This window comes from Gluconobacter albidus (assembly GCF_002723915.1).
Lineage (GTDB): Bacteria > Pseudomonadota > Alphaproteobacteria > Acetobacterales > Acetobacteraceae > Gluconobacter > Gluconobacter albidus.
The window spans coordinates 35,633-52,329 of sequence record NZ_BEWL01000010.1; the positions used below are offsets into that span (position 1 = coordinate 35,633).

General features: G+C 57.0%; 16 protein-coding genes. 11 read left to right on the forward strand and 5 right to left on the reverse strand.

The window, feature by feature from the left end:
* Positions 1-108 precede the first annotated feature (108 nt).
* The gene (locus GAL01_RS11550; RefSeq protein ID WP_062029074.1) at positions 109-1,311 is read left to right on the forward strand and encodes a pyridoxal phosphate-dependent aminotransferase; all 1,203 of its coding nucleotides are present in this window, start codon (positions 109-111) and stop codon (positions 1,309-1,311) included.
* Between the two features lie 53 nt (positions 1,312-1,364).
* On the opposite strand, the gene GAL01_RS11555 is transcribed toward GAL01_RS11550, so the two are convergent.
* The 4 genes from GAL01_RS11555 to GAL01_RS11570 are packed head-to-tail and all read right to left on the reverse strand — an operon-like array spanning position 1,365 to position 4,370.
* Complete coding sequence (locus tag GAL01_RS11555) at positions 1,365-1,808, reverse strand: hypothetical protein (protein WP_062029072.1); 444 nt, start codon at positions 1,806-1,808, stop codon at positions 1,365-1,367.
* On the reverse strand, positions 1,805-3,172 hold the full coding sequence (gene accC, locus GAL01_RS11560) for an acetyl-CoA carboxylase biotin carboxylase subunit (RefSeq protein WP_062029070.1): 1,368 nt from the start codon (positions 3,170-3,172) through the stop codon (positions 1,805-1,807). The genes GAL01_RS11555 and accC overlap by 4 nt, the downstream gene beginning before the upstream one ends.
* Positions 3,169-3,573, reverse strand: a complete 405-nt coding sequence (locus tag GAL01_RS11565) for an acetyl-CoA carboxylase biotin carboxyl carrier protein (protein WP_231865284.1) — start codon at positions 3,571-3,573, stop codon at positions 3,169-3,171. Before GAL01_RS11565 ends, accC begins: the two co-directional genes overlap by 4 nt.
* A gap of 41 nt (positions 3,574-3,614) precedes the next feature.
* Positions 3,615-4,370, reverse strand: coding sequence for an SDR family oxidoreductase (locus GAL01_RS11570; protein WP_062029091.1), 756 nt, complete (start codon positions 4,368-4,370; stop codon positions 3,615-3,617).
* Between the two features lie 377 nt (positions 4,371-4,747).
* Between GAL01_RS11570 and pxpB the strand changes: the two genes are divergently transcribed.
* The 5 genes from pxpB (at position 4,748) to GAL01_RS11595 (ending at position 9,458) form a co-directional block, all read left to right on the forward strand.
* Positions 4,748-5,380, forward strand: coding sequence for a 5-oxoprolinase subunit PxpB (gene pxpB, locus GAL01_RS11575; protein WP_082790677.1), 633 nt, complete (start codon positions 4,748-4,750; stop codon positions 5,378-5,380).
* The gene (locus tag GAL01_RS11580) at positions 5,377-6,381 is read left to right on the forward strand and encodes a 5-oxoprolinase subunit C family protein (RefSeq protein ID WP_062029064.1); all 1,005 of its coding nucleotides are present in this window, start codon (positions 5,377-5,379) and stop codon (positions 6,379-6,381) included. The genes pxpB and GAL01_RS11580 overlap by 4 nt, the downstream gene beginning before the upstream one ends.
* Positions 6,378-7,145, forward strand: coding sequence for a LamB/YcsF family protein (locus GAL01_RS11585; RefSeq protein WP_062029061.1), 768 nt, complete (start codon positions 6,378-6,380; stop codon positions 7,143-7,145). Before GAL01_RS11580 ends, GAL01_RS11585 begins: the two co-directional genes overlap by 4 nt.
* A 71-nt stretch (positions 7,146-7,216) precedes the next feature.
* Positions 7,217-8,134 carry a DMT family transporter gene (locus tag GAL01_RS11590; protein ID WP_062029060.1) on the forward strand — a complete coding sequence of 306 codons (918 nt, stop codon included), beginning with the start codon at positions 7,217-7,219 and terminating at the stop codon, positions 8,132-8,134.
* Positions 8,135-8,282: 148 nt separating this feature from the next.
* Positions 8,283-9,458 (forward strand): MFS transporter, encoded by a 1,176-nt coding sequence (locus tag GAL01_RS11595; protein ID WP_099253306.1) that lies wholly within the window; start codon positions 8,283-8,285, stop codon positions 9,456-9,458.
* A gap of 19 nt (positions 9,459-9,477) precedes the next feature.
* On the opposite strand, the gene GAL01_RS11600 is transcribed toward GAL01_RS11595, so the two are convergent.
* Positions 9,478-9,930, reverse strand: coding sequence for an RrF2 family transcriptional regulator (locus GAL01_RS11600; RefSeq protein ID WP_062029055.1), 453 nt, complete (start codon positions 9,928-9,930; stop codon positions 9,478-9,480).
* 79 nt (positions 9,931-10,009) lie between these two features.
* On the opposite strand from GAL01_RS11600, the gene GAL01_RS11605 reads away from it, so the two are divergent.
* The 5 genes from GAL01_RS11605 (at position 10,010) to GAL01_RS11620 (ending at position 16,691) form a co-directional block, all read left to right on the forward strand.
* Positions 10,010-11,188: a globin domain-containing protein gene (locus tag GAL01_RS11605; protein ID WP_062029053.1), complete on the forward strand. Its 1,179-nt coding sequence runs from the start codon at positions 10,010-10,012 to the stop codon at positions 11,186-11,188.
* 603 nt (positions 11,189-11,791) lie between these two features.
* Positions 11,792-13,015: a LysR family transcriptional regulator gene (locus tag GAL01_RS11610; protein WP_082790675.1), complete on the forward strand. Its 1,224-nt coding sequence runs from the start codon at positions 11,792-11,794 to the stop codon at positions 13,013-13,015.
* Complete coding sequence (locus tag GAL01_RS11615; protein WP_062029049.1) at positions 13,012-14,310, forward strand: MFS transporter; 1,299 nt, start codon at positions 13,012-13,014, stop codon at positions 14,308-14,310. The genes GAL01_RS11610 and GAL01_RS11615 overlap by 4 nt, the downstream gene beginning before the upstream one ends.
* Complete coding sequence (locus GAL01_RS16055; RefSeq protein ID WP_231865283.1) at positions 14,307-14,645, forward strand: hypothetical protein; 339 nt, start codon at positions 14,307-14,309, stop codon at positions 14,643-14,645. The genes GAL01_RS11615 and GAL01_RS16055 overlap by 4 nt, the downstream gene beginning before the upstream one ends.
* A gap of 45 nt (positions 14,646-14,690) precedes the next feature.
* Positions 14,691-16,691, forward strand: a complete 2,001-nt coding sequence (locus GAL01_RS11620) for a TonB-dependent receptor (protein WP_231865282.1) — start codon at positions 14,691-14,693, stop codon at positions 16,689-16,691.
* Positions 16,692-16,697: the final 6 nt, after the last annotated feature.

The window sequence follows — 16,697 nt, forward strand, 5'->3', positions numbered from 1 at the left end:
TTGTGATATAGGGTCAGACAATTTTCGGCAGTATCTCGACGCCTGCGAAACGATTTACGATACGTTCATTCGCGTATGCGCTACCCTTATGCGGCAATGGAGACATCAATGCCCGGTTTTGCTGATCGACTGAACGGAATTGGAGTCTCGGCCTCTGCCGCCATGACCGACAAGGCCCGCGAACTCAAGGCAGAAGGCCTCAAAATCGTCAGCCTGTCTTCCGGCGAACCCGATTTCCCGACCCCCGACCACGTCGTGGAGGCCGCCATCGCGGCCGCTCGTGGGGGCGATACCAAATATCCGCCGCAGGATGGAAAACCCGCGCTCAAAAAGGCCGTTCAGGCCAAGTTCCTGCGCGAAAACCATCTCGATTACGCCCTTGACGAAATTCTCGTCGCCAATGGCGCCAAACAGATCATTTTCGACGCCCTGATGGCGACCTGTAACACAGGCGACGAGGTTGTTCTCGCCGCTCCATACTGGATCAGCTATTCGGATATCGCGCGTCTGTGTGGCGCCAGGCCTGTGCAGATCGACTGCCCGGCCGAAGACAATTTCCGCCTGTCTGCCAAAGCGCTGGATGCCGCCATTACACCCAACACCAAATGGCTGCTGCTGAACTTCCCCAACAATCCGACCGGCGCATGTTGCCCGCGCGAGGATATGGAAGAAATCGCGGCCGTCCTGCTGAAGCATCCTCATGTCTGGATCATGACGGATGATATTTACGAACACCTGATCTATGACGGGTTCGACTTCTGCACCATTGCCGAAGTCGAACCGCGCCTGAAAGAGCGTGTTCTGACGGTCAATGGCGTCTCCAAGGCCTATGCCATGACGGGCTGGCGCGTCGGCTATTGTGGCGGCCCACGGAACCTGATTGCCGCCATGAACAACATGCAGGGGCAGTCCACCAGCGGAATCAACACCATCGCGCAGGCCGCTGCCATTGCCGCTCTCGAAGGTCCGCAGGATTTTCTCAAGGAGCGTGCTGCCGAATACCAGTCCCGCCGCGATCTGGTCGTTGGTCTGCTAAATGCCATTCCGGGCGTCACGTGCCATACACCGCAGGGCGCATTCTACGTCTACCCTGAAATCGGCGCCTGCCTGGGCAAGACCACGCCCAAGGGACGTCATCTCGCCACGGATGCAGATTTCGTCATGGCTCTCCTGGAAGAACAGCAGGTTGCATCCGTTCAGGGGGGAGCTTACGGCATGAGTCCGTTCTTCCGTATTTCCTATGCAACCGACCGGGAAACCCTGAAGGAAGGCTGCCGACTTATCTCGGATTTTGTAAGCTCTTTAAGCTGAAAAAGACGGCGGGGAAGCAGCTGAAGCCTCCCCGTCCCTTTAAGGTATCGTGGCTATCGGCTTGTTGGTTCAACCTGCACAACCGGAGCTCCATACCCCGTCAGCGCACCATCCTCCCCGGCGACGTCAACGATCGTCCCCGTCACCGGAACCAGAACCGGGATCTGCAAGGCTCCGATCCGCATCTGCGCCACCACATCTCCCGGCTGCACCGATGTTCCGACTTTCGCCAGTTCCGTCAGGACCAGAGTGCCAAAATATGGCGCACTGACTGCAATACGGCTCGAGAGATCCTCGACAGGCGTAACATTTTCTGCAACCTGCTTATCCGATTTCGCGACAGAGGACGTTACACGCATAAAACAGCGTGCACCCTTGCCATCGGAAAGCTCGATTGTCTCCAGCCCGGCCTCGATCAGCAGATCCGCAATCCGTGCAAGATCCTCTGCAGACGGAATGCCTTCAAACTCCGGAACCTGATTTTCTACGGCGTTCATGAGGGCGACCTCTCTGCAAGCCAGCGTTCGAGATGGTGAATATCGACGCCTCCCTCCTGAAACTGCGGATCGGCCAGAAGTGCTTGATGAAGGGCAATATTGGTAGAAATTCCCTCAACCCGCATTTCAGCCAGCGCCACGCGCATCCGGGCAATCGCCTGTTCGCGTGTTGCGCCGTAGCTGATGATTTTCCCGATCAGAGAGTCATAGTAAGGCTGGACGGTATAGTTACTGACCACATGCGTATCCACGCGAATGCCTGGACCGCCAGGCAGGTCCCACCGTGTCACCGTTCCCGGAGACGGCATGAACGTTGCCGCATCTTCCGCATTCAGACGACATTCAATCGCATGACCCTGCATCAGAATATCGTTCTGGCGCAGGTCAAGTGTTTCACCCTGTGCAATCCGAATCTGCTGGGCCACGATATCAATGCCGGTCGTTTCTTCCGTAATGGGATGCTCGACCTGCACGCGTGTGTTCATCTCGATGAACGCGAAGATCCCGTCTTCATACAGGAACTCGAAGGTCCCTGCCCCGCGATAGCCAATCTGTCGGCAGGCCTGAACACAGCGTTCTCCGATCCCGGCGATGGTTTCGGGCGGGATTCCAGGTGCGGGGGCTTCTTCCAGAACTTTCTGATGACGCCGCTGCAAAGAGCAGTCCCTTGCGCCAAGCCAGAGAGCCGTCCCATGCGTATCACACAGGACCTGGATTTCGACATGGCGCGGCTTCTGCATGTATTTTTCAAGATACAGCGTTGGGTTGCCGAAGGCCTGCTGGGCCTCCTTGGCCGTCAGTGCTACGGCGTTCTCCAGCTCGTCTCCACCATGCACAACCCGCATGCCACGCCCCCCACCGCCGCCGGAGGCCTTGACGATCACGGGGAAACCGACTTCGAGCGCAATAGCCCGAACTTCTTCCGCAGAAGCCGGAAGTGGTCCGTCCGAACCCGGCACGCAGGGCACCCCTGCCTCCCGCATGGCCCGCTTGGCGGTAATCTTGTCTCCCATCATGCGGATGGAGTCTCCGGTCGGGCCGATGAATGTCAGACCCGCCGCTTCAACCGCATCTGCAAAATCCGCATTTTCCGAAAGGAACCCATATCCCGGATGGATGGCTCCTGCTCCCGTCACTTTCGCCGCCAGAAGCAGCCCGTCCCTGTCGAGGTAGCTTTTCGATGCGGCCGCAGGGCCGATGCACAGAGACACATCCGCTTCACGGACATGTCGGCTGTCTGCATCGGCTTCCGAATATACGGCCACAGTCTCCAGTCCCAGCTGACGGCAGGCGCGCTGGATCCGCAAGGCAATTTCCCCGCGATTGGCAATCAGAACTCTTTTGAAACGCTGCATTTCATTCATACCAGACGGAACAGAGGCGTTCCCATATCGACTTCAGTGCCACCCGCCACCAGAACTGCTTCAATCGTTCCTGCAACACCCGCACGGACTGGATTGAAAACCTTCATGGCCTCCAGCAATCCGACCTGCTGCCCTGCTTCCACTTTCTGTCCGACAGCAACGTAAGGCGGCGCATCCGGTGAAGGCGCAAGGTGAAAGACGCCATAAGACGGCGCGGTAATGGTCTCCTGCGCATCTGAGGCGGATGTCATCACGGAGGGCTGAGGGACGGCTGGTACCGTTTCTGCTGGCTTTGCAGCAACAGAGACGACACCAGCCCCCTGGCCGTTGTGCGCTCTCGCAAGGCGGATCCTGCGGCCATTTTCCTCAATCTCAAGCTCCGCAATCGGAGCCTGAGCCATGAGATCGATCAGACGTCTGATCTGTGAGAGATCCACTGATATCAGCCCGGAGCAGAAGTTTTCTTTGCAAAGTTCAGACCACCCACGACTTGCATCGTCGGCAGCACTTCCATGAAGCTGACATTCATGCGCTGCGGCGCCAGAACCGCAAAGGCCACGGAGTTGGCAATGTCTTCTGGCAGCAGAGAATCATACTCGTCGAAGAAGCGCTTCTTCGCTTCGGCCATATCCCCGATCAGACGGCCGAAAACCTCGGTCTCCACCCGTGCGGGAGAGACTTCCGTCACCCGGATCTGACGGCCGAACAGATCGCACCGCAACTGCTGGGACAGCGAATGCACGCCGGCCTTCGTGGTATGATAGACCGTGTTGCCGCCTGCAAAGGCGTAGTGACCGGCAATCGAACTGATATTCACGATATGCCCGCGGTTGCGCTCAATCATTCCCGGCACCACCAGACGCGTCAGTTGCAGGACGGCACGCAGATTCACGTCCACAAGCGCGTCGATGTCCTCAGGGGTCGTGCTTGTGATGTTCCCAGTCCGGGACTGACCCGCATTGTTGACCAGAACATCGATTTCCAGACTGGCGATGAGAGCCTTGAGCCCCGCCTGATCCGATACGCTGACGGCATGGGGGATGCATCCTGTTTCACTTGCCAGCGTTTCGAGGCGCTGCGCATCACGCGCCAGAGCATGAACTTCAATGCCGCTCTCGCTCAGCCGCCGGACAATGGCAGCGCCGATGCCTGAAGAAGCACCTGTGACGAGGGCTGTGCGGTAAGGAGTATTGCTCATGCGAAGAAAACCCATTGCTGGAAGATGAAAAAAGACTGCCATCAGCTTCATCCGCAAGACGGAGCATCAGACCGGAATGTCGGCCTGACGCTAATGGAGTTAGTGTACAAACACCAAGAGCCGTTCGTTCTTGCCCCATAACATTATCCGATGGAACTCGTACTCCTTTACTCAACCATAAGATTATCCGATGACCTCAAACGCCGAATTCCTCTGGTCATCATTCCCGTGCCAGTCATATCGTTTCGATGCCGCCTCAAAAACGGCCTTTGAGACAATGAGACGGATCCGTCACAGCCCGGGAACTGCATGTTTTGACCGCAGACACGCTTCTCACATCTGACCGGCATCACGCCAGCAGCGCGCCAGTCATCAGCATGATGGGCACGCGCGCCATACTGTTCGAAGCACCTGGCGCCTTTACCATGGAGCAACAGCAGCGGATCTGGGCGCTCATTGAGTACGCCGAAAACCGTCCTGACATTCAGGAACTCGTTCCCGGCGTCACCAACCTGCTTCTGATCTTCACCCACGCCCCGGAATATCCGGAACAGATTGCTGACTGGCTCCGTAACGCCTGGGAGAGCCTTCCACCCCGCCAGATCGCCGGACGTCTCTTTGAAGTGAATGTTCGCTATGGTGGCGCACTGGGGGAGGATCTGGCCGCGGTCTCCGCTCATACCGGGCTGTCTCCCGAAGAGGTTATCCGGCTGCATCATGAAGGCGAATATACCGTATGCGCGGTCGGAAGCGCGCCCGGGTTCGGCTACCTTCATGGCCTGAATCCGCGTATCGCAACGCCGCGAAAATCCATTCCCTCTCTCAACATGCCCGCAGGAACCGTAACGATCGGAGGGATGCAGGCAGGGATTTCCGCACTGACTGGCCCCAATGGCTGGAATTCGATCGGTTATACCGAAATCTGTCTTTTTGACCCGTATCGCTGCTCTCCTTCCCTGTTCGCCATAGGCGATCGCATCCGTTTTTGCCCGGAGAGCATTGAGCTGTGATCACGATCCTCGAAACCGCACCGCTCAACACCATTCAGGATCAGGGACGTCCGGGCTATCGTAATCTCGGGGTTGGAAGCTCGGGCGTCATGGATCCGCTTGCCCTGAAAATTGGCAATATTCTTCTGGGAAACGCGTTAGAGGCAGCCTGCATCGAGCTTCAGACCTATCCTTTCGTAATCCGGTTCGACACCCCAAGCAGCTTCGCCGTCACGGGGATTGACGCACCTCTAACACTGGACGACAGGCCTGTTCTTGCGTGGTCTGTGGAAACCGCGGCTCCCGGACAGGTGCTGCGGGTGGGCATCCCCAGAACAGGTGCCCGGGCATATATCTGTGTGGAAGGCGGCATCGACGTTCCTGTAGTGCTGGGTTCACGCAGCACCCAACTTCGAGGCGGTTTCGGCGGAATGGATGGACGCTTTCTCGAGGCCGGTGATGAGCTTGCCACGAAACCCGTGTCGGCTTCGCTCTCAGGTTATGGCGCGGTTCCACCAGCGCGCGTTCTTGAAAATCAGTCTGGCGACGGGAAAACCGTTCTGCTGCGCGCGGTGCCCGGAACGGATTATGCGCGTTTTACACCTGAGTCCCGGGAGCATTTCTGGGATCAGGGCTGGCGCATCACGCCCCAGAGCAATCGCGTAGGATATCGCCTGAACGGCACCCCACTTACCCTGCTCGAACGGATCGAGCTGCGATCATACGGCATTATTCCGGGCATCGTACAGGTTCCTCCGGCGGGTGAGCCTATCGTCCAGCTCGCAGATGCGAATACCGCTGGGGGTTACCCTCGCATCGCAACCGTGATCGAGGCCGATCTGTGGCGTCTGGCCCAGGCGCGGATTGGAACATCTATCCGCTTTGTCGAATGCAGCCATAAGACAGGCATCGTGGCCCAGCAGCCAATCGACAGTTACCTTGATGATCTCCGCCTGATGGTCGCCCATTACCGCGCCTCCTGTCAGTCACGAAATGGCACAAACTCCCGAGGCACAGCATGAAGATCGACCTAAATTCCGACATGGGCGAAGGCTTTGGCCGCTGGCGTATCGCTGATGATGACGGGCTGATGGACGTTATCTCGTCAGCCAATATCGCCTGTGGCTTTCATGCCGGTGACTACGCCATCATGAACCGCACCGTTCAGCGCGCGAAAACAAAAGGTGTCGGAATTGGTGCACATCCGGGATTGCCGGATCTGATGGGTTTCGGGCGCCGTTCCATGTCCATTTCGGATGCGGATATGGAGGCCATGATGGTTTACCAGATCGGTGCGCTGCAGGCCGTGGCAGCCTTGCATGGACATCGCGTCACGCATGTCAGCTATCACGCCGCCTTCGGAAATATGGCCAATGCCGATGCTAATCTGGCGTTGAGGCTTGCCCGCGCCATCGCCGCGCTGGATCGTGAACTGACGGTCTTCTGTATGCCCGGACAGCTGACGGAGCGTGCAGCCGAGACGGCAGGGCTTCGTGTTCAGACCCTGTTTCTTGCAGACCGGGCCTATACAAGCCTTGGAACGCTTGTTCCGCGCGACCAGCCGGGCGCCGTCATCCACGATCTGGCTGCCATCAGAGCGCGTGTCAGGCAGTTTCTTGAAGACGGGTCTGTCACGACCTCTGTGGGATCGCGGCTTCAGGTCAAGGCACAGTCCATTCTGGTGCATAGCGATACGCCGGGATCACTGGAACTGGCAAAAGCCATCCGCTCAGAAATTGAAGCTGTCGGGGCAGTCCTGACACCGGCGTTCCGGCTTCACGACTGACAATCATAATGCCCCTGACCAGTCCTTCAGACACTGCTGCGTCAGTATCGTGCATCGAGGTATGAGTTAAAATGAAGCATGATCTGAAACGCGGCGCCCTGCTTCTGGCATCGGCCACGTTTTTTGTTGCGGCGCTCAATGCTCTTCAAAAGCTCACCGGAACGCGGCTTCCAGCTCTTGAGATCATCTTTTTTCGTAACCTCTTTTCTCTGCCTTTTGTACTTCTGATCGCCTCCAGAACAGGTATTGTCCTCAGAACGCATCACTTTGGTGGTCACCTGATCAGATCTGTCGTCGGACTGATCAGCATGATCATGGTCGTCATCACCGTGACACGCCTGCCGCTGGCAGAACAGCAGGTCCTTTCCTACACCCAGCCCCTGTTTCTTGTGCTGCTTTCAATCCCGCTGCTGCAGGAGCGGCCTTCCCTTCAGCGCTGGATTGCGGTTCTGATCGGGTTTTCAGGTGTCGTGGTTGTTGCTCTTGGAAAAGGGCTTCTCAATACGAACGCTACATCGGTGTCCACCATCATCTATCTGCTGGCGCTGGCACAGGGAGCGGTCGGTGCGCTGACGACCATGCAGATCCGCCAGCTTTCGGCCACCGAGGCCAGTACGACGATTTCGTTATGGCAGGCCATTCTCATGACAGTCATGACGGCTGCGCCCCTCCCTTTCATCTGGATCACACCAGGGTGGCAGGACGGTTTGTGTCTGGTGGTTGTGGGCGCTTTTGCCGGAATTGCCCAGGTTCTTCAGACCGAGGCTTTTGCTTCGGCGCAGGTCTCTGCCATTGGTCCATTCGCCTATACGGGTCTGCTCTGGGCGGCACTGATCGGCTGGCTCGGCTTTGGCGAAATTCCCAGCTCCGCCATGGCTGCCGGCGCAGTTCTGATCATCGGGTCAGGCGTCTGGATGCTGCGCCATGACCGGGCATCGAAAGCCAGAGCGGCAGTCGTCGCAACAGTTGAAGCCGCCGAGGGCTCCTGAGCTTTCCTCGTCTTTCCATACCTATCACCGTACCCAACAGCAAAAATTCCCGGAGAATGACAGCGTGACACCCGATCAAGCCACAACGTTCATATCCCGGAAACGGAACATTCCGTCTCGATACATATTTTTTATTCTGGTCTTTCTGATGTACGTCATCAGCTACGGTGACCGTGCAGCGCTTTCCATCGCCCTGCCCACGCTCGGGAAAGAATTCACACTTTCTCCTGTACAGATGGGCTGGGTCTCCTCCAGCTTTCTCTGGTCGTATTTCCTGCTGAATCTTCCTTCAACCATGCTCCTCGACCGCAAAGGGGCGCGACTGATCGGCAGTCTCGCAGTATCGATATGGTCTTTTGCAATGTTGCTGGGGGGAATGGCTCACAACATCACCCAGTTCCTGATGACGCGTGTTCTGCTCGGCGTCGGAGAGGCACCGACCTTTGGTGTCGGCGCTACGGTTGTCCGTAACTGGGCGCTCCCCAAAGAACGCGGCTCCGTCATGACGATCCTGTTGACCGGCATGCAGCTTGGACTGGCCGGGGGTACGATCGCCGGGGCTTATCTGATCGCGTTCTTCGGCTGGCGCTTCGAATTCATGGCACTCGGGGTGATCGGGCTGGTCTGGGCCGCAATCTGGTGGCTGGTCTATCGCGCCCCAGCCCACAGGACGTCTCTCCCTGCCCGCGCGCCCTTTTCCCTTGAATCAATCCGGAACCTTTTCAGATCACGGTCTTTTCTGGGTATTCTCGTTGTCCAGTGTACCCAGAACTACCTGAATTTTCTGGTCATGTCCTGGATGCCCCTTTACCTCATTCACGAACTTCATATTGATATTACCGGAACAGGTAATCGGACAGCACTCTGCTATCTCGCCGCAGCTGCCGGTGCGATCGTCATCGGCCGTATTCTTGAACATTTCACTTTCCGGAACGGCATCCATCCACCACGCCGCAGGTTCATCGTTGCAGCCTGCCTTGGAGGAGCCGCCACGATCGGCTTTCTCCCCCGGTTCCATACCATGACACCCATTCTCCTGATCCTTGGAGGTTCGCTGGCCTGCCTGATTGCAGCGAACGGTGCGAATACGGCTCTGCTTACAGACCTGGTCGAAGACGGAGACAAAATCGGCACGGTGACGGGCGTTACCCTGACCTGTAGCAACTCTCTTGGTCTTTTTGCACCGATCGTAACGGGTTATATCGTGTCCTACACCGGGCGTTTCGATATGGCGTGGTATATGTGTTCGGCGGCCCTGATAGGAGCCGGATTGCTCTCACTCCTGCTGGTTCGCGCTCCAATTTCCATGCAACGCGCCCCGTAAAACCAGAGCAGAAAGTATTTTATGAAGACGGCTTGGCGAGTTCTGGAAAGAGCCTGGCGAGATCGGTGGGTTGAAGGATATCCGCCAGCGTATAGCGGTCGAGCACACCCATAAAAGCGTCCAGCGCTTCACCGAGAACCCCTCGCAGCCTGCAGGCTGGTGACAGGATGCAGGGCCGGCCTCCTGAGGACAGACCATCGCAGTCCACCAACATCATGTCCTCTTCCGTAAACCGCACCACAGTCCCGATCCTGATCTCTTCGGCAGGGCGCGCCAGCATCAGACCGCCGCCTCGACCACGGATTGTCTTGATGAATTCCCCCTGCCCCAGACGATGCACCACTTTAACAAGATGATTTTCGGAGATTCCGTAAGCATGCGCGATCTCACGGATCGAAACCCGCACTTCAGGGCGCGCGCCCAGATACAGCAGGGTCCGCAATGCGTAATCGGTATGAAGGGTCAGGCGCATACGAGTCATTTGACAGATTGACACACAGAAGTCACGACCTTAAAGATGTAAATTATATACACCTTTAAGGGGGCCCATCATGTCCACTTCAGATCGCAGCCTTACTCCAGACGTTATCGCCATCATCAAGGCTACCGTGCCTGCACTTGAAGCGCACGGACTGGCCATCACTACGGAAATGTATCATCGCCTTCTGGCGGATCCGGCCATTTCGGAATTGTTTGATCCCACCCACCAGTCCAAAGGCACGCAGCCCCGCGCCCTTGCGATGGCGGTTCTCGCTTATGCGAAGAACATCGACAATCTTGGTGTCATGGGGAGCGCCGTAGAACGGATTGCACAGAAGCATGTCAGTCTGGAAATTCTGCCGGAACACTATCCGCATGTTGCAACCGCTCTGCTGGGGGCAATCCAGCATGTCCTCGGTGCCGCCGCAACGCCCGCCATTCTCGATGCCTGGGGCCGCGCCTACTGGGCTCTGGCAGATATCCTGATGGGCCGCGAACACCAGCTTTACGATGTCAGTACCCATGCTGAAGGGGGCTGGACAGGATGGAGGACTTTCAGGATCGTTCAGGCCATCCCACTCTGTGAAAATGTCACTACGTTGGAACTCAGGCCGACGGACGGCAAGCCTGTTATCAAGGCTGTACCCGGACAGTATGTCGGTGTGGATCTGGATATTCCGGATCATGGCCGGACGCGCCGAAACTATAGCATCACGTCCCGCCCGAACCATGATTCCTACACCATCAGCGTGCGCCATGTTCAGGATGGGACCGTATCGTCATGGCTGAACAGCCAGAGTTGCGAAGGGCATGAAGTCCGGCTCTCTCCACCTGCAGGCAACTTCATTTTGCCTGAACATTTCGATACCTCGGTGGCATTCGTTTTCGCAGGTATTGGGGCAACACCCATGATCGGCATGATCGAGGATCTGGCTGCCCGTCCCCAAGGCCCTGCCGTCAGCATCGTACAGATCGCCCACTCCCGCGAGACGGCGCCTTTTGCCACCCGACTTGCTGAGGTCGTTCGTAATTCTGGCGGTCGCATCACCCTTGATACACGCTTGACATCAATTGATGGTCGCCCGGATGCGGAGTGGATTGCCGCGCGTATTCCGCACAGCGCCACGATCTATCTCTGCGGCCCGGTGGGCTTTATGCGTGATACGATCCAGGGTCTTTCCAAAACGGGTATTCCCGCCGACCATCTTCGGTACGAAACATTCGGACCAGACACCGGCGTCACGGATTAACCCTCAGAGCGCCGCAATAATCATTTTTATTTTACAGGCATCCTGAAGAGAAACCTTCTTTTCAGGATGTTTTTTATAAAGCGGACTGACAGACTTCAACAGGCGCTTCATGTCGCTATGGCGAATCTTTGTTTCGAACATTCAGACAACCGCATTCTTATTCACGTGTCGATTTGTCCCAGATTGGATTTGCAAAGCAATGTATTCATGCCAAGGTCGGGCTTAAAGATCCCATGAGGCCTACAGGAATCTAAAATACATTCTCCAAGTATACGGTCCCACAAACACGTTTTATTTTCAAAATAGGTCTTCTAGACAACATCATATTATATATCTGAACCAGCCTCCTGCCAAAGGCATCTTCCCTACAAACCTGTCCGGTGAAATGCACTCCATAACCCGACCTCAGCAGTCGTCAGTCGGGATTGCCGTTGCTGAATAGCGCAACATGGAATGCTTTTTTTTGCATAAGGTATGCATAAAAGCATTTTTTTATTGCAGCCCCGTGACGACAGTGTTCTCATACAATCTGATTAGTTAATTTTTATATTGAACTATTTTATATTGTTCAATATATTCCGGGTCTTGTGAGGGCTGTTGGCGATGGAATTACCTGCGCTCACATATTTTGTGGCTCTGATTGACGTGGGCTCACCGGCAAAAGCGGCTGAAGCCTTGGGCGTCAGCTCCTCGACCGTCAACCATGCGGTGCAGGGTCTTGAACAGTCGATGGAGTTTCCGCTTCTCCTTCGCACGTCAAAGCGGCGATACCCCGAAGCCGTTCCAACGGCTTGCGGACAGAGCCTCTATCGATCTGCCCTGTCTCTGCTTTACTGGGGTGTTGAACTCGTGTCACCTCCGCAGGACGCACCGGAAAAATCAGTAATATCCCTAAGTCTTACGGACTTGCGGATGCTCCTGCAGACGGGCCTGACCCTTCGCATGATTGGCTATTTCCTGACGGTCTGCGAGGTCGGGAGCGTCGCAAAAGCCGCCCGAAAGCTTTCGATCTCCCAGCCAACCCTGTCGCGTCAAATCCAGAAACTAGAGACAATCCTCAATCGGAAGCTTCTGATACGTTCTCCTTTCGGAATGCAGCTTACGCCTGAAGCACAATTGCTGCTGGAAGGATGCCAGCGGGCCGATCAAACCTATCGCAGCATCATGCGGGACGAAAATTTCAGCTATTTCCGCCAATTCCGCACATTGCGACTGGCCTCCATGATGCCGTCCAGCAGCGACAGTTCCCTGACGCTGACACTGGCCAGACTTGTGCGTCTGTGGCGTGAACGCCGTTATCAGCCCGCCCTGACGGTTTCCACGCTGGCAGCCCCCACGATGGTCGAAGGACTTCTGGAAGATACTTACGATGTTGGTCTGACCGACCTTCTGGATGTTCCCCCCACTCTTGATCACGTGGATCTGGAAATATCGGACCTGCATCTGGTCTTTGCCCGGGGGCATACTCTGAACGGCGTAACGCTCTCTTCACTGATCGAAGGTGGCACGCTGGCCATACCCGCGTTCGGTACGGGGTTACGACGCCTGACAGACCAGTTTCTGGAACATGCAGGGCTGGTACCAGCATCGGTGTTTGAAACGCAGTCCATCTCTCTCATGCTTCGCCTCGTCATTGATGGAACATGCTGCGCCATCATGCCTGCCGGCTCCTTTCGCCCGCAGGATGTGGACTCTCTGCCGCTGCCCTCACGCTATCGCATGATCACGCGCCTGATCTGGAAAAAGACCCATTCCAATCCCGCCAGCATTGAACGTTTGAAATCCTGCCTGCTGGAAAACAGACGTCACCGGAAGTCTGCGGCATGACAGTCATTCCGGCTGTTCCGGGGTGGCGCCGCCGCCTGAGTGTCGCTCTGCTCGTGCTGGCAGGCTGCATCAGCTATATTGACCGGTCCGCTCTCTCCATCGGCAATACCGCCATCATGTCAGACATGCACATGTCCTACACCGGCATGGGCTGGCTGCTGTCCGTCTTCGCATGGGCCTATCTGGTCAGCCAGATTCCCGCGGGACTTCTGGCGGACCGCCTTGGTGGACGGCTGTTGCTTGGGGCTGGTCTGTGCCTGTGGTCCTGCGCACAGATCGGCTTTGGCTTCGTGTCGGGCGTGGCGGGACTGTTCATATGCCGAATTCTGCTCGGAATGGGGGAATCCCCGCTGTTCCTGGCTGGAACACGCGTTCTCGTGCGCTGGTTTCCGCCTGCGGAACGAGGGACCGTTATCGGACTGTTCAACGGGTCTGCGGCCCTCGGCCCGGCTCTTGCGCCACCGGTGCTTCTGGCAATCATGGCGTTTCAGGGATGGCGGGGAATGTCCGTCAGCATCGGGATCCTCAGCCTGCTGCTCGGGCTGATCTGGGTACTCTATTACCGTGATCCGACAGGCCCTGTTACTACTCCCGCACAGGCGCCATCCGTGCTTCGCGATGACCTGGGATATCTGCTACGCCAGCGGTCAAGCTGGGTTGTGACAGCGGGTTTTGCCGGAATTATCTACCTGACCTGGCTGTATGCGACCTGGCTGCCCGCGTGGCTTCAGTCCGCCTACCATCTCACTGCCGCACAGGCAGGACTGCTCTCGGCCCTTCCCCAGATCTGCGGTTTTGCCGGTAACCTGACGGGCGGGCTGCTTTCCGACCGCCTGATGGCAAGGGGCATGGGCCGGCTGGAAGCCTGCCGGCGGCCGGTCGTTCTTGCGATGCTCGCGGCGGCTGTGATGACGGGCCTGACCACACTCCATACCGGATTGATCATTTCGATGGCTTTCATGGCAACCGCCCTGTTTGCCGGAGGTCTCGCCATGAGCGCGGCATGGACGCTTGGAACCGTCATTGCCGCAGAGCATCGCGTCGCGACGCTTGAGGCGATCCAGAATACGGGGGGCTCACTTGGTGGCGCGCTTGCCCCCGTCATTACCGGCATCATGGTGGACCATTTCGGATCCTTCGCCCCCTCGATGCTCGTTGCCTGCGGCGTAGGGCTCATCTGCGCCGCCATCTACCAGTTCGGACTTCGTGAAACGGATGCGTCGAGCAGCCACGCTCCATTCCCGATGTCCACTTTCTCCCTGCCTGATCGGGCAAACCAAGGAACAATCAAATGATCACGCGACAGGCTCTCACGCTTTCGACCGTTCTCAGTGGCGTGGCAATCATTCCCGTATTTTTTTCGGGAATACTGTCTGCTGGGGCGCAGGCGGCCGACCGGGTTCCGGATGGTACAGCCCGGAAGGCACATACTCCGGCCGCTCAGAAGAGCGTTCCGAGAGTTTCTGCGAAAAAGGAACCCGGAATTCTCGGACGCGATGAGGCCATTACCGTCTTCGGTCATGGCTCCACGCGCCAGATGACCAGCATCACGCACAGCATGATGCTGCAGAGCGCGCCGGGAACCTCTCCGCTCAAGGTCCTGAGCCAGTTGCCCGGCGTCGTCTACTAGTCAGCCGATCCGTTCGGAGCCTATGAATATTCCAGCCAGATTTTCATGCGCGGTTTCAGCCAGTCCCAGCTCGGATTCACGCTTGACGACATCCCTCTCGGAGACCAGCAGTTCAATAATTACAACGGACTCAGCGTTACGCGCTCGATCATCTCCGATGATGTCGGTGGCGTGGATGTTTCGCAGGGGGCGGGGGCGATCGACGTAGCTTCCACCAGCAATCTGGGCGGTGCAATCCAGATCCATTCTCTCGACCCCGATCACAAACGCGGCGGCACCGTCAGCCAGACCTTTGGCAGCAATTCTGCAATGCGGACCTATGTGCGACTGGACAGCGGAGACCTCAACAAGTCCGGCACGCGCTTTTATGTCGCCTATGCCCGAACGAACATGAATCTGTGGAAGGGTGGCGGCTATGATTATTCGGATCAGGTGAATGCCAAGATCGTCCAGCCGCTGGCTCGGGGCTCCTCAATAAAGGCCTTCTTCGACTGGAGCTCGACACAGCAGTTCGACTACCAGGACATGACCATGAATTACCTGCATACGGTCGGTCTCAACCTTGCGAATTACTATCCGGATTATACGGCAGCCTATCATGCGGCACAGGGGATCTATCGGCCGGAATATCTCAAGACCAACGATCCCTATGACGCGGCCTATTATGCCGGTACGGCCAACCGGGTTGACTATCTGGGGGGCCTGACCCTGGACGAAAACTTCACGGACCGTCTGAACTGGAAGACCACGCTCTATGGTCATGCCGATACCGGCTACAGCACCTGGACGACGCCCTACATGCCGTCTCCAAACGGAGCGCCGCTGTCACAACGCATTCAGACGCCGGAAATCGCTCGTGGCGGTTTTCAGACCGCACTCACCTACAAAATCGCACGTCATACGATCAATGCCGGTGTCTGGTACGAGTACGGCAACTTCAACGAGAGCCGCTATTTCACGGAAGCGCCACTTCTGGGACAGGGAACACTGGGCAATCCGACAACGGGTTTCCCGACCAGCAAGGTTTTTGCCCAGCCCTGGCAGGAAGCATTTTCGACCAACACGTTCGTCTTCCATCTTCAGGATACCTACCGCATTACGAAAAACCTGACGGTCAATGCAGGTTTCAAGTCCATGATCGTCAATGCGGGAAACAGTGTTCCGACGCAGAGCCTTGCCATCAACGGGACGCAGGTCGCGCAGGGACGGCTTGAAGCCTCCAATGCATTCCTGCCGCAGGTTTCGGCAAACTGGCGCTTCCTGCCCCATCATGAACTGTTCTTCGATGTCTCGCACAACATGCGCTCCTTTCCCGAAGACGGATACGGGACCAATGTCTCCGCAACGCCGTGGACATCGTCACAGACAGCGTTCCAGAGCACCAAGAACACCCTGCGGCCGGAAACAGACTGGGTCTATGAAGGGGGATACCGCTATACGACGCCATTCCTGAGCGCGCTGGCCTCGCTCTACCGGATTAACTTCTCCAACCGTCTTCAGCTGATCAACAGCCAGTCCGGCATCAATCCGATCACCGCGGTTGAAAATGTAGGCGGTGTCACCACGAACGGTGCGGAAGCGAGTGTCACGATCCGGCCGCTCGACGGGCTCTCCATTTACAACTCTTTTTCCTATGCGCATTCCACCTACGATCAGGATGTCACGACAGCCTCCGGCGTGCAGGCAACGCGCGGCAAGCTCGTGCCGAACTATCCGCAGTTCATGTACAAAGGGAACATCACCTACCGCCTCGGCGGCTTCGAGGTGCATGTCGATGGGACTTACCTGTCCAGCAGGCAGCTGACCTATACCAATGACCTGCATGTTCCGGGCTATTTCCTCGCCAACTTCGGGGGCCGCTACAATTTCGGTAATATCGGCGTCCTGAAGGGACTGACGACGAGCCTGAATATCTACAACCTCGCCAACAAGACCTATGTCTCGACAACCAACGAGCTTGGAAACAACTTCGTCGATACCGGATATAATTACTTCCTGATGGGCGCGCCGCGTCAGTTCTTCGGAACCGTCAGTGCGCATTTCTGAAAACAG

Coding starts and splice junctions, on each gene's coding strand:
- GAL01_RS11620 (WP_231865282.1), top strand. CDS start 14,691: ATGCGCGGTTTCAGCCAGTCCCAGCTCGGATTCACGCTTGACGACATC.
- GAL01_RS11585 (WP_062029061.1), top strand. CDS start 6,378: ATGAAGATCGACCTAAATTCCGACATGGGCGAAGGCTTTGGCCGCTGG.
- GAL01_RS11615 (WP_062029049.1), top strand. CDS start 13,012: ATGACAGTCATTCCGGCTGTTCCGGGGTGGCGCCGCCGCCTGAGTGTC.
- GAL01_RS11590 (WP_062029060.1), top strand. CDS start 7,217: ATGAAGCATGATCTGAAACGCGGCGCCCTGCTTCTGGCATCGGCCACG.
- accC (WP_062029070.1), bottom strand. CDS start 3,172: ATGAATGAAATGCAGCGTTTCAAAAGAGTTCTGATTGCCAATCGCGGG.
- GAL01_RS11600 (WP_062029055.1), bottom strand. CDS start 9,930: ATGCGCCTGACCCTTCATACCGATTACGCATTGCGGACCCTGCTGTAT.
- GAL01_RS11570 (WP_062029091.1), bottom strand. CDS start 4,370: ATGAGCAATACTCCTTACCGCACAGCCCTCGTCACAGGTGCTTCTTCA.
- GAL01_RS11555 (WP_062029072.1), bottom strand. CDS start 1,808: ATGAACGCCGTAGAAAATCAGGTTCCGGAGTTTGAAGGCATTCCGTCT.
- pxpB (WP_082790677.1), top strand. CDS start 4,748: ATGATGGGCACGCGCGCCATACTGTTCGAAGCACCTGGCGCCTTTACC.
- GAL01_RS11605 (WP_062029053.1), top strand. CDS start 10,010: ATGTCCACTTCAGATCGCAGCCTTACTCCAGACGTTATCGCCATCATC.
- GAL01_RS11550 (WP_062029074.1), top strand. CDS start 109: ATGCCCGGTTTTGCTGATCGACTGAACGGAATTGGAGTCTCGGCCTCT.
- GAL01_RS11610 (WP_082790675.1), top strand. CDS start 11,792: ATGGAATTACCTGCGCTCACATATTTTGTGGCTCTGATTGACGTGGGC.
- GAL01_RS11565 (WP_231865284.1), bottom strand. CDS start 3,573: ATGGCTCAGGCTCCGATTGCGGAGCTTGAGATTGAGGAAAATGGCCGC.
- GAL01_RS11595 (WP_099253306.1), top strand. CDS start 8,283: ATGTACGTCATCAGCTACGGTGACCGTGCAGCGCTTTCCATCGCCCTG.
- GAL01_RS16055 (WP_231865283.1), top strand. CDS start 14,307: ATGATCACGCGACAGGCTCTCACGCTTTCGACCGTTCTCAGTGGCGTG.